The organism is Paenibacillus shunpengii (genome assembly GCF_042684905.1).
Classification (GTDB): Bacteria; Bacillota; Bacilli; order Paenibacillales; family Paenibacillaceae; genus Paenibacillus; species Paenibacillus shunpengii.
Genome location: NZ_JBHUMJ010000002.1, coordinates 853849 through 866272 on the forward strand (window position 1 = coordinate 853849; position 12424 = coordinate 866272).

At 44.9% G+C, this 12424-nt stretch carries 11 protein-coding genes and 1 riboswitch; of the genes, 10 read left to right on the forward strand and 1 reads right to left on the reverse strand.

Annotated elements, in window-relative coordinates:
• Positions 1-3: 3 nt before the first annotated feature.
• Positions 4-873: a phosphotransferase family protein gene (locus tag ACFSVM_RS03955; RefSeq protein ID WP_379260567.1), complete on the forward strand. Its 870-nt coding sequence runs from the start codon at positions 4-6 to the stop codon at positions 871-873.
• A 110-nt stretch (positions 874-983) separates the two neighbouring features.
• Here the strand turns inward: ACFSVM_RS03955 and msrA are convergent, their stop codons facing one another.
• Positions 984-1499: a peptide-methionine (S)-S-oxide reductase MsrA gene (gene msrA / locus ACFSVM_RS03960; protein WP_076311845.1), complete on the reverse strand. Its 516-nt coding sequence runs from the start codon at positions 1497-1499 to the stop codon at positions 984-986.
• Between the two features lie 192 nt (positions 1500-1691).
• Between msrA and cysK the strand changes: the two genes are divergently transcribed.
• The 9 genes from cysK to ACFSVM_RS04005 all read left to right on the forward strand — a co-directional run bounded on the left by cysK (position 1692) and on the right by ACFSVM_RS04005 (position 12223).
• Positions 1692-2627 carry a cysteine synthase A gene (cysK, locus tag ACFSVM_RS03965; RefSeq protein WP_379260569.1) on the forward strand — a complete coding sequence of 312 codons (936 nt, stop codon included), beginning with the start codon at positions 1692-1694 and terminating at the stop codon, positions 2625-2627.
• A gap of 27 nt (positions 2628-2654) precedes the next feature.
• Positions 2655-3290, forward strand: a complete 636-nt coding sequence (locus tag ACFSVM_RS03970) for a hypothetical protein (protein ID WP_379260571.1) — start codon at positions 2655-2657, stop codon at positions 3288-3290.
• Positions 3291-3312: 22 nt separating this feature from the next.
• Positions 3313-3981: a DUF4085 family protein gene (locus ACFSVM_RS03975; RefSeq protein WP_379260573.1), complete on the forward strand. Its 669-nt coding sequence runs from the start codon at positions 3313-3315 to the stop codon at positions 3979-3981.
• A gap of 34 nt (positions 3982-4015) precedes the next feature.
• Positions 4016-4567 (forward strand): GrpB family protein, encoded by a 552-nt coding sequence (locus ACFSVM_RS03980; RefSeq protein WP_379260575.1) that lies wholly within the window; start codon positions 4016-4018, stop codon positions 4565-4567.
• A 139-nt stretch (positions 4568-4706) separates the two neighbouring features.
• A complete protein-coding gene (locus tag ACFSVM_RS03985) occupies positions 4707-5201 on the forward strand; it encodes an AAA family ATPase (protein WP_379260577.1) in 495 nt (164 codons plus the stop codon).
• 125 nt (positions 5202-5326) lie between these two features.
• The gene (locus tag ACFSVM_RS03990; protein ID WP_379260579.1) at positions 5327-5836 is read left to right on the forward strand and encodes a cysteine hydrolase family protein; all 510 of its coding nucleotides are present in this window, start codon (positions 5327-5329) and stop codon (positions 5834-5836) included.
• A 74-nt stretch (positions 5837-5910) separates the two neighbouring features.
• On the forward strand, positions 5911-6165 hold the full coding sequence (locus ACFSVM_RS03995) for a GNAT family N-acetyltransferase (RefSeq protein WP_379262869.1): 255 nt from the start codon (positions 5911-5913) through the stop codon (positions 6163-6165).
• A 286-nt stretch (positions 6166-6451) separates the two neighbouring features.
• Positions 6452-6537, forward strand: a riboswitch (cyclic di-GMP riboswitch).
• 167 nt (positions 6538-6704) lie between these two features.
• Positions 6705-8468: a methyl-accepting chemotaxis protein gene (locus ACFSVM_RS04000; protein ID WP_379260581.1), complete on the forward strand. Its 1764-nt coding sequence runs from the start codon at positions 6705-6707 to the stop codon at positions 8466-8468.
• Positions 8469-8488: 20 nt separating this feature from the next.
• Entirely contained in the window at positions 8489-12223 is a 3735-nt protein-coding gene (locus tag ACFSVM_RS04005; RefSeq protein WP_379260583.1) for a non-ribosomal peptide synthetase family protein, read from the forward strand.
• Positions 12224-12424: the final 201 nt, after the last annotated feature.

A 12424-nucleotide genomic window follows, 5' to 3' on the forward strand; every position in this document is an offset into this window, starting at 1 on the left:
GCGATGAGTCATTATCTGCTCGATATTCGTTGGGAGGAAAAAAACGAACTGGTAGATGTTCTGCTTATGCCAGGCGGCTCTCCCGAGATGACGGCGTTAGAAGCGGGTCTTGAAGCCGAAGTCTTCCAGATCCTGCCCGATGAAGAGGAAAACAGCCTTGTGCTCAAAATATGGAATCGCGATTCCAGACCGGATATCCGGCGTCAATATAAACTGCTTGAGCTTCTGCATAGCTATAGTATGCCCGTGTCCAGGCCGCTTGGCTGGGGTTATGATCTGAACGGCAATCAGGTTCTGCTCACTCCTTATGATGGAGCACCGGTTACCCGATTGGGTGCAGCGGTTGTTCGTAAGCTCGCTAAAATGTTGACCGATATACATAAGCTGCCGGTAGATACGGAGTTTGGCGACTTATTGCCGGAATACGATTTTATGTCTTATTTTTATCCGTCTATCGATCAGCATGAGGATATCAAGCGGCTGCTGATTCCGCTGCTTGAGCGTGCAAATCTCAATCATCACAGTGTGATTCACGGTGATTTTAATCTCGGCAATGTTTTGGAGCAGGAAGGTCAATACAAGATCATCGATTGGACCAATGGGCAGCTGGGAGATGCAAGATATGATATCGCCTGGTCTGTCATTGTTATGCGGATATTTGCAGGAGAACGGAATGCAGCCGTGTATCGAGCCGCTTGTTTATCTGCAACCGCTTATACGGATGAAGAGCTGGAGCTGTTTGAAGCGATTGCGACACTCAGAGGAGTGCTGCTCAGCAGAGGAAGCGATCTTTTAAAAGGAAAGGACATGTTGAAGCGGGTCAGAAACATACTTAATGAAAACAAGTACCTGACAGCGGATGTTTTTGTGTGATATAAGCAACTATGTTAAAGAGAGCCAAGACCTTTAATAGCGAAGCGAAGCGTTAACCTAGCTGTACAGTGTCTGGCTCTCTTTTTGAGCTTTATACAATCAGAAATCTTCTATTTCCAATTTTCCGCAATAAACTCATCGCGGCCTGATTTCTCCCGGTCTTCCTTATAATGCTTCTGATTCTTCTTATGGTAGTCCTGATGATATTCTTCGGCAGGGTAGAATGTAGCCGCTGGCAGGATCTCGGTGACAATCGGTTTATCAAAACGCCCGCTTTCTGCAACCTCTTTTTTGGAAGCCAGAGCAAGCTCTCGCTGATGCTCATTATGATAAAAAACAGCCGTCTTGTACTGACTGCCGCGATCTTGGAATTGCCCGCCTTCGTCGGTCGGATCAATTTGAGGCCAGAACAACTCCAGCAGCTTCTCGTATGGAAACAGCTCTGGATCAAAAGTAATTTCGACGACTTCATAGTGACCTGTCGTTCCGGTCTTGACCTGTTCATATGTAGGATTCTTTACAGAACCCCCTGTGTAACCTGATACGATACCGTGGATGCCGGGCAGCTCCTCAAATGGAGTAACCATGCACCAGAAGCATCCGCCTGCAAATGTCGCTTTTTCCATGTGTCCAACCTCTTTCAGTAAGTCTACTAGTGTATAGTTGTCCTTCAGTATACCAAATTTCCTTCCGCTGGGGACAGATATGCTCGATTCTAATTCATTATTCAAGTATTGTTTGTATTTATTTTCCATCTATGTTAGATTTTTAGTATAACCAACCTCGTTGGTTGGTATTATCTAGCTGGAGGGATGAACTTGAGCCGTATCGCCAAAAACCTTACCGAACTTATTGGAAATACACCTCTCTTAGAATTATGTCATTTTTCAAAAGTCCAACAGATTGAATCTACTATGTATGCTAAGCTAGAGTACTTTAATCCAGCAGGAAGTGTAAAAGACAGAATTGGCTATGCCATGATTAAAGATGCGGAGGAACGCGGAGTTATTACGCAGGATTCAATTCTTATTGAACCGACCAGCGGCAATACAGGTGTAGGATTGGCATTTGCTGCGGCTGCTCTAGGATATCAATTGATAATTACGCTCCCGGAAAGCTTTAGTGTAGAGCGTCGTAAGCTGCTCACTGCACTTGGAGCTGAATTAGTACTTACACCGGCACAAGAGGGAATGGCAGGAGCAATCAAGAAGGCAGAGGAACTGGCGGCAGAAATACCAGGCTCCTATATACCTCAGCAATTCAAGAACCCGGCTAATCCAGCAATACATAAACAAACGACAGCAGAAGAAATATGGAGAGATACAGAAGGCAACATTGATATCTTCGTTGCGGGTGTAGGTACTGGAGGTACCATCTCCGGGGTAGGTGAATTTCTGAAGAATAAGAACAAGAACATTCAAGTCGTTGCTGTCGAGCCTTACGATTCTCCAGTACTGTCAGGCGGCCAAAAGGGACTGCACTCCATACAAGGCATCGGTGCCGGATTTATTCCAGACAACTTTAACCGCTCTGTCATTGATGAGATTGTTACAGTCAGAAATGATGAAGCGATGCAAGTTTCAAGGCTGCTGGCTAGAAGTGAAGGGCTTCTTGTTGGTATTTCCTCAGGGGCAGCAGTGTCTGCTGCATTAACCCTTGCAAAGAGGCCTGAGAATAAAGGGAAGGTGATAGTCGTCATTCTCCCTGATACAGGTGAGAGATATTTATCTACCGCCTTATATCCAGATGTATAACACACTAAAATGAATGGGGTATTGCTTATGAGACCCGTTGTTGGAATTCTGGGAACGATTCATAATGAGAGCCTGAGAGAGCAGTATCATTGTTCTCTTGATCTATATCGAGAAGTGATCCATCGCTTTGAGCCTGACCTGATCTGCGGTGAAGTTCATCCTGACAGTTGGCAGAAGTACTTAAATAACAAGCATGAGCAGGGCTATTGGGGCGAACCAGCAAGTGAGTACTGGGAGCTGATCTTTCCTTATTGTGAGGAGCATGGGGTAGAGTTCGTTCCGATTGACTGGTTTGAGCTGGATGTATGGAATGATTTTGATCCTTTTTTGCCTTTTCCAGAAGAGAAACGTCTTGAGCTTGAGAAGCAGGATGATGAATGGTTCCAGATGCAGATGGATACTTGGTCATATGGCAATATTCCATTTAACTCCGCAGAATTTGATCAAGTAACGAAGCAAAAATATGAATGGATGTATGAAGTTAATCCGGCAGCAGTGAATTTTAGATGGATCGTCAGGAATCAGATTATGATTCAGCGGGCAAAGAATGCGATCAAGGCGAATACGCAACGAAAAATACTATGTGTCGTTGGCGCAGACCATAATTATCTTTTTCATGAAGGGCTGAAGAGTGAGCAGATTCTTCTTCAATATCCGCTATAGGAGAGGTCGGAGAGTAGAAAAAATGAGATGTTTTACGGTGGATTTATACAACGAAATGCAGGTAAGAGGCTGCATGGGAAGTTACTTCGAATCGGAGGAACAGCGCCAAGAGGAGATGCAATGGCTCGCTGCAGAAGGCAGGGACTTCTATCAGGAGTCACGAGACCGATTTGAATGGCTGCGCCCTCATATGCTGCAATTCTTGCCTGCTCACTTGTTAAAGTACGTATATGACGAGAGCATTATGGATTGCTATATTCACAGCCCTGAAATGAAGGCAGAGATCGGTACATGGAAGAAGGAGTGGGACCTTAAATGGAAAACGATTCGCGACAGCTACTGGGAACACTATAACTCCATACAAGAGCAGCTGCCAGCAGAGGTTCGAAGATTAGATAAGGAATTTCACTTGCATGATGCTAGAATTATAGATGTACGGACGGAGCATCAACAGGTGGATATTCTTCTTGACCTCGTCGGATATCCTGAGCACCAGTACCAATTATGCTTTACCGGAGTGAAGCTGTTTAATAACTACCCGGGGATTATGAAGGATGTCTTGCTATACCCTGAAATTGATATAACTGAAGGAGGTTTATTTGAGATTCGAATGCTGATGAACAGCATGAATATTTTTCACATTATAGCCAGAGAGTTGAGTATTGAGATCATACCTGTGCAGACAAAATAGCTGAACACATATGTATTCACGAAAGGAAACATTTATGGAACAAGTCATTATTTCTTCATACAACGCAGAGTGGAAGCAGGACTACGAGCATGAACAGAAGAAAATACGATATAGCTTCGAAGGTCTTCCTGTCTTCCTTGAACATATCGGCAGCACCGCTGTTCCTGGTATGGACTCCAAGCCTACCATTGATATGATGGCCGGGGTAGAAGAGCTTAGTCTTGTGAATGAGGCGGTGATTGAACGTTTGGCAGGGATCGGATATGAATATGTACATAAGCCTGAATTTCCAGAGCGGCTCTTTTTTCGAAAGGGAAAATGGAGAGCTGGAACCCATCACTTGCATGTATACAAGTTCAAGGGTCCGCATTGGATTAACCAGTTGCTGTTTCGCGATTATCTGAAATCCCATGAAGAGGTCAAGCAGGAATATGATCGGCTCAAAAAGAAGCTGCAAGCAGCGCATACCTATGACCGTGTGGCCTATACCGAAGGGAAATCGGATTTTATTATCCAGACGATCCAGCAGGCGAGGGAAGATAAGGAATTGATTGCAAGACTGCGTAGCAAGGGCTTGATATCTTGATCTAGTCTATTGGGAGAGGCGGACATCCGCCGGTTTTTACTCAAGACAACAAGATTCTAATGGTAAATGAAAATATCGATGGAGTATGTGCGCTTCCTGGCGGCTTGGCTAATTTACGAAAATGAAGGACACATGATCAATGAAAAAATTAATTATTATTAACGGAACGATGGGTGTAGGCAAAACAACGGTAAGCAAAAAGGTCCATAAATCACTGGACAGATCCGTCTGGCTCGATGGAGACTGGTGCTGGATGATGAATCCTTGGGTGTTCAGTGAGGAAAACATTCAGATGGTCATGGACAACATTACCTATATGCTTCGTAATTATCTTACGAATTCCACATTTGACTACGTCATCCTAAGCTGGGTTCTTCATAAGGAAGAGATCAGGGATGAACTGTTGGACAGACTGAGTGGGTTGGAGTTTCAGGTAGAAACGATCACGCTGACTTGCTCGGAAATTGCTTTAAGGAAGAGAATGGAGCAGGATCAGCGAACCGAGGAAGAGATTAAGCGAAGCATAGATAGACTCCAAGGTTATAAGAATATGCAAACTACTCTAATAGATACAAGCATTGTAACAATGAATCAGGTAGTGGAGCAGATACAGCATATCATTAGATCAAGTTGAGATAAGCAAGACATTGTTTAGCCTGCAGGAGGCAAGATGGTTATAGAAATTTACTACCAAGACGGAATGAGCCCTGATGAAGTATAGTGAATTACAGGATTAAAAAAATGAATGGGGGATACGATTTGAAGATTGCTTTACTGATCGTGGATATGCAGGAGCTATTACTAAAGGACCAGGTTAAACCGCAGGATAAGCACAATGCCTGTGAGTATATCAATTACGTAGCGGATCGACTTCGCGAGAATGATCAGGTCGTCGTTCATATCAAGGATATAGAAGGTGCAGACCATCCAGACGATGCAGCCTATGATTTTATACCGGAGATACATATAGAAGCTGGAGATATCACCGTTAACAAGGTCCATTCCAATGCATTTTGGCAAACGGAGCTGGAATCGATTCTCAAAGACAAAGGAGTAGAGCTTGTCATCGTTTCTGGTTTTGCGGCAGAACACTGTGTCTTGTTCACATATAATGGTGCCATCGAAAGAGGCTTCAACACCGCGGTTCTGCAAGGCGGTATTCTAAGCTCAAGAGAAGATACAGTTCAAACGACATACCGTGACAGGCAGATCATATCTTATTCTGTCATTGAGTTATTTGCAGCAAGCCTTACCCACCCGAAGAAATAATACACGGTGGGCTTTTTTTTAGCCGGATAAGACCGCTGTCGCTTGGTTGCTGTGAATGACATGGTAGGGGCCAGCTGAACGATTCGGCATCGTCAGGATATATTCATAGGTTTGCCGTCAAGAGATCACATTTGGGTCAAGGCGTAGGCAGAGAGCTGTTGTTGTGGGCAGAGGATTACATAAGAAGGAAAGGAAAGAAGCAGATTAGGCTGGACTGCATGGCAGACAACGAAAGGCTGAATCAGTACTATGTAAACTCTGGATATATCCATAAGAAGCTGCTTCACTGGGATAACGGCTGGAAGATCAATTTGTATGAGAAGGAATAATCTCTACCCATAGATCGTTTCAAATTCTTGATTTTAGGGGTTATAAAATGGGATCGAGGCTCCATCCATTTAGGGATAGGGGCTTTTTTTGTCGAAATGTGAAATAATTCCTTGCAATTAGAAACTGGTCATGAGGGGGTACATATTTAAATTAAGAATAGAGATTTTATGCAAAAAATAGTCTTATAGTATTAAAAAACTAACAAAAAAAGCCGATTAGTAAAAGTGAACACCAGTTTACTTTTAGTGAATATAGATTTTATAGTTCTTAAGCACTACTTGTAAATTGAATACGTGGCAAAGCTGTTGAAAAGCAGTGACGCAAAGCTAGAGGGACTACTTCCGTGAAGGAAATGTCAGCCAGTTGCTTGAATGAGCCATGGCATTATTTTGTCCATAGGTTCATTTTTTTGTTTACAAAAGCAATCCATGAAGGAAAGGAGGAAGTAGGTACCAACGACCAAGGCTGGAAGGTTTACCATGCAATTTAAGATGAAATAGAAACTACATATGGATGAGTAGGGAGAGAACTGTCAGACATGAGTAAGTTAAAAAAATGGAGCTTCAAAAACCTGAGCATTGTTGCTAGAAATATGATACTCACAAGCTTCTATATTATTATCACAGGTGCCGTCGTTATTGGCTGCAGTCAGTTTATTCAAGGTAATGTATTGACCAAACAGCTTCAATCCGATTCTGGAAAATTAATGGAGGCGCTGGGAAGCCAGGTATCTGTGGAAGATGCGGAAGCAGCGAAGAATAATCCGGATCCGAAATCTCCGATTCAACAGCAAATTACGGCTGTATTTGATGAGTTATCCAAGACACATCCGAATGTAGCACAAGGCTATATCTTTGGACCGGAGCTGGAAGAAGGTACGCAAACCTCGATTATTGCACTGCCAACGGCAGTTCTTGAGATGTTTGCTGCAGAAGATATGGCACTTGGAGACATGTACGCACAGCCTCAAATTCATGCAGACGGCGTGAAGGAGATGCTCGAAACCAAGGAAATTGCCTACACCGCTGCTTATAACGATGATTACGGTACATGGATTACGGTACTGTATCCCTTTGTGAATGGAGCAGGCGAAGTATTTGCATATATGGGAATTGATGTGGATGCAAGTCTGATTGCAACGGGCAAGCAGGAGCTGCTGACTTATACCCTTCTTGCGCTGCTTATTACTCTAGTTGTCGTTCTGGCATTGCAATATATCACCATTAGACAGACCTTCAAGCCGATCAAAGAGCTGATGGGAGCACTAGACAAATTGAGTAAGGGTGACTTTACCGTACAGCTGAGAACGAGTGATGATGAGCTTGGACAAGTCAACGAGAAATTCAACACCACAGCAAGTAACATTGGTCGTTTGGTGACTACGATCAAGAAGGTATCCGAGCAATCCGCGGAGCAATCCAAATTCTTGTTCAGTGCGGTTGAAGTTAACAACGAAAATACGGTAGATATTACGAAAAATATTGAAGAAATGACCAATAGTGTTGCGAAGCAAAGTGTGTCGATATCAGAGAGCGTTGTTTCGCTCGAAGAGATCTCATCCGGTGTGACCACAATTGCCGGAAATACGTCCGAGCTGTCCGAGATTTCTTTGCAGATGAAGGAGCAGTCTGAGGTAGGACATCAGAATGTAGATCAGGTCATTGAGCAGATGAACTCCATCAATCGTTCGGTTAAGAACTCGGTAGATATTATTGAGAAGCTGCAGATGCGTTCCGGCGAAATTGGCCAGATCGTTCAAGTGATTACAGAGCTTGCTTCACAGACGAACCTGTTGTCTCTGAATGCTAGTATTGAAGCGGCAAGAGCTGGTGAAGAGGGACGAGGATTTGCAGTCGTAGCGGATGAAGTGAAGAAGCTGTCCGAAGCCTCTAAGAAATCAGCAGATCAGATCGCAGAATTGATCGGATACATCCAGGATGAGACGGCTCTCGCTGTAGAGGCCATTGGTGATGGAGAGCAAAATGTAGCCAAAGGAATTGAAATCGTCAAAGAAACCGGCTCGATCTTCAAAGGTATCCTGGTTTCGACGGATTCCGTCACAAGCCAAATTCAAGAAGTATCTGCCGCTACACAGCAGATGGTCGCAGAAACGGAGCAAATTACGGCTTCAATCAAATCACTTGCGGATATGGCTGAGAAGAATTCAGTAGTCTCCGGTCAAATTGAGCGTAGTGCTCAAGAGCAGCAGGCTGCTTTTGCCAAGATTTTTGATTCAGCGGAACAAATGAATGAGGTTGCAAGCGAATTAGAATCATTAGTAGACAAACTTAGAGTGCAATAATAAAAGGGAGCTGATATCTGTTGAATACCACCATGTTGTTAGAACAAACCAAGCAGTATTGGTCTGACGAGCTGCAGCTGCCTTTGCCTGGATTTCATTTGTATACAGATGGGTCATTGAACTATGCCAAGCAGGCAGCAGCTCAGACAGAGCAGGTACTGAACCTCGAGCCCGTAATGCTGAAGCGTTACAGTGAACTATATGATATGAAGGCATGGATGCTTGCCGGATACGCGGTATTCCTGCACCGAATGACTCAGGACAATGATATGCTGATTGGTGTGCAAAACAGAAGAGAACAGCTTCTTCCTATGCGTATCTCCATAAGTAGAACAGATTCGTTCAGACGTGTGTATGAGCAGGTGCTGGATAAGCTTGTACAACTGGATTCATCAGAGCTGAGCCATGCGGATGTGGAGAATATAGCTGGATACACGGTTCAATATCAAACCATATACGGCATGAAGCTTCATCATGAAGCCAGCAGACTGAATTGGTACGTGCAGGAGGGGCCGGATACCTGGCTCCTTCATGTTTCGTATGATTCGCAGCTGTTCAAGCAAGCTACCATTCGCCGATACATGCAGCACTTTGAGCGGTTATTGAGCGGTGTGCTTGAAGATGGAGATATGGATACGACGATTTCTAGTCTTCCCATTCTGACAGAAGAAGACTGGAGAGCCTACGATGTGCTGAACGACACGAAGATGAGTCTCCCGGAGCAGGCCACCATCGTGTCCATGTTCACTTCAGTAGCTGCGCAGTTTCCAGATCGAACCGCCTTGTCCGCGAATGAGGATGAGCTTACCTATCAGGAGCTCGACCTGCTGTCAAACAAAATTGCAAATATGCTCTTGGAGAAGGGGATACGCAAGGGTGAATTTGTGTCTCTCTTTATGGAGCGAAGCTTAGAGACGATTGTAAGCCTGCTGGGTGTAATGAAAGCTGGAGGAGCTTATATCCCGCTTGATCCGACCCATCCGGAGGAGAGAAATGCATATATCATCGAAGATACGAAATCAAAGGTGATCCTGACCGAGAGCAGCTATATTCCGAAGCTGGATTCACTGCTTGCCGGATTCGAGCATAGACCGGAAATCGTCTGTTTGGATCAGCTTGACGGTTCCTATTCCGAGACGGCGCCAGCGATCCGCATTGACGAGGATGATCTGGCCTACGTCATTTATACATCGGGATCGACCGGCAAGCCGAAGGGAGCCTTGATTGCCCATAAAGGGGTTGTCAATTTGGCGATGGCGACCAAGCAGGATCTTGGCTTGACGGAAGAGGATGTGATTCTGCAATACTCTACCTTCAGTTTCGATGCTTCCGTGTATGATATCTTCGGTTCGATCGGGAGCGGTGCCAGACTGCATCTGCTGTCCGATGAAGAACGTTTCTCGATCGATGCTTTTACAGAAGCTGTGGAGCAGCTAAAAGCGACCCGAATTGCCATTTTGCCAACCGTATTCTTTAACAGACTTGCCGCCTATCTGCCGGAGGATGCAGCAGTTAAATATGAGAAGATTAAGAGCATCACTGTCGGGGGAGAAGCCCTGACGGGAGAGACGGTACGGATGTTCCAGAAAAAGCTGCAGATTCCGGTGACAAATCTCTATGGTCCTACCGAAATTACCGTTGTTGCAACCGGACATAAGGTAGACTACCCCGTGCCGGAGGATGTCTCCACGATTGTGATCGGGACTCCGCTTGCCAACTACGAGCTGTATATTGTGGACGGGAACAATGACCTGTGTCCCATCGGAGTTACAGGAGAGCTGCTAATCAGCTCTGTAGGTGTAGCCAAAGGTTACTTGAACCAGCCGGAGAAGACGAAGGAAGCATTTATTTCAGATCCGATCCGTCCGGGTTCAGGGAAGAAATTTTATCGCTCTGGTGATTTGGTGCGGCTATTGCCGAATGGACAGGTTGAATACAGAGGAAGACGGGATTCGCAGATTAAGATCAGAGGATTCCGAATTGAAATTGGTGAGATTGAAAATAGTTTTGCCAAGCACGAGAATATCAAGGACATTGCAGTCATTCCAATTACTGAGGATGGCAACAAATTGTTAGCGGCATTTTATACAACGAACGATGGGGCAGCAATACCTAAGAAGGATCTTGTGCAATATCTAAGTAAGAAGGTTCCGGGATATATGGTTCCTACGTATATGCAGCATGTAGTGGAAATGCCGTTATCTCCTACTGGCAAAATTGACCGTAAACAACTCGCAGCCTATGAACTTAAGGCAGATGAGAATGATTCGGTATATACAGCACCGGAGAATGATACCCAGCAAGCTGTTGCAGCGTCCTGGAAGCAGGTACTGGACTTAGAGAGAATCAGTATTCATGATGATTTCTTTGAGATTGGCGGGTACTCGCTCAAGATTCTTGAGATTCTGGTTCAGCTGAAGCCAAGTTATCCACTACTCAAAATCAATGACTTCTTCCAGTATCCAACGATTGCAAAATTAGCTGAGCGGATTGAGGAGCTTAATCAGGCGGTAGAGAAGGATGACAGGGATATAGATATCCTAAATCGTCCAGTTGAGGATTTAGCAGAACATCCGGCAGTCATTGGTACTGCAGATCACTTCAGCATAAAGAGGTCTGCACAGAAAAACATTCTACTAACTGGAGCAACCGGATACTTAGGCTCTCATTTGCTGGCAGAGCTGCTTCAGCGTTCAGATGCTATCGTGTACTGTCTCGTTCGCTCTTCTTCGGGAATGGATCCCTACTCACGTTTGGTTCACATTATGCAGGGCTACTTCGGCAGTGAATCTGTAGAATGGATCGAGAACCGGGTTGTTGTATTGGAAGGAGATCTGGAGAAGGAGAACCTGGGGCTTAGTGAGGCAGACCAAATGCTGGTGGCTAAGCAGATTGATTCTATCATCCACTGCGGTGCGGATGTGAGACACTTTGGAGATGCCAAGCATTTTGCTAATGTGAATGTAGAGAGCACGAATCGCCTGCTGTCTCTCGCGAAAGAAGGAAGCGGCATCCGGTTCCACTTTATTTCCACACTGGGTATTCCGGAAGAGCTTGCTGAGAATGGGCAATGGGCCGACATCGTTCAAGGGAACGGCTATATGACATCATATGTCGAGAATGTATATACGAATAGCAAGCTTGAAGCGGAGAAGCTGGTAATACAGGCGGGTGAAGAAGGAGTACCGGTGAATGTTTATCGAGTGGGTAATTTATCCTGCCGCTCAGATAATGGGGTATTCCAAAATAATATCGATAATAACGCCTTTTATCGCATGCTGAAGGCGATGCTGCTGCTGAGAAGAGCCCCTCGGGTTCGATGGGAAGTGGATATGACTCCGATCGACTACGCAGGACAAGCCGTTACCGCGCTTGCGCTTCAGGATGAGACCGTAGGAAGAGTCTTTCACATATGTAATCCGGTTACGATTCCATATGAGCGTATGGTTGAATACTTTACAGCTGCAGGCTATGACATCACGTTAATGGACTTGAGTGAGTTCGAAGGCTGGCTGCTTAATCCGAACGAACCGAAGGATTCGGCGGGAGTTGAACTCGCGATGGCCCAGCTGGAAGGGGATGGAGCGAAGAATTCCATGTTCCGGTACACATGTCCCCAAACGATGGAGTTCCTTGCAGGCACCGGGGTACAGTGTGCCGAGCCAGACGCGGCGTACTTTAATAAGCTGATTCATCATGCGGTGGAGATTGGATATTTTATTCAACAGAATTCATTTGATAATGTCACAAGATAAGTTAAGAAATGGATTCAAGCATCAGTAGAAATAGAGGAATATCAAGATTAGGTTTCCAAGCTGTATTCAACAATTGTATAATAATGGAATGCTGAGCTTTATGTACATAAGCTCGTAATGACTTCCGAGGCCCGGCCCAAGATAGAAGATATCTGAGGCCCGGGTCTTTTTTTACATAACAATGCAAGCACACAGCAAAGC

What these genes read in the sequence shown, in the direction of transcription:
- ACFSVM_RS04000 (WP_379260581.1), top strand. Translation starts at nt 6,705, where the DNA reads ATGAGTAAGTTAAAAAAATGGAGCTTCAAAAACCTGAGCATTGTTGCT.
- ACFSVM_RS03955 (WP_379260567.1), top strand. Translation starts at nt 4, where the DNA reads ATGAGTCATTATCTGCTCGATATTCGTTGGGAGGAAAAAAACGAACTG.
- msrA (WP_076311845.1), bottom strand. Translation starts at nt 1,499, where the DNA reads ATGGAAAAAGCGACATTTGCAGGCGGATGCTTCTGGTGCATGGTTACT.
- ACFSVM_RS03975 (WP_379260573.1), top strand. Translation starts at nt 3,313, where the DNA reads ATGAGATGTTTTACGGTGGATTTATACAACGAAATGCAGGTAAGAGGC.
- ACFSVM_RS03985 (WP_379260577.1), top strand. Translation starts at nt 4,707, where the DNA reads ATGAAAAAATTAATTATTATTAACGGAACGATGGGTGTAGGCAAAACA.
- ACFSVM_RS03970 (WP_379260571.1), top strand. Translation starts at nt 2,655, where the DNA reads ATGAGACCCGTTGTTGGAATTCTGGGAACGATTCATAATGAGAGCCTG.
- ACFSVM_RS03980 (WP_379260575.1), top strand. Translation starts at nt 4,016, where the DNA reads ATGGAACAAGTCATTATTTCTTCATACAACGCAGAGTGGAAGCAGGAC.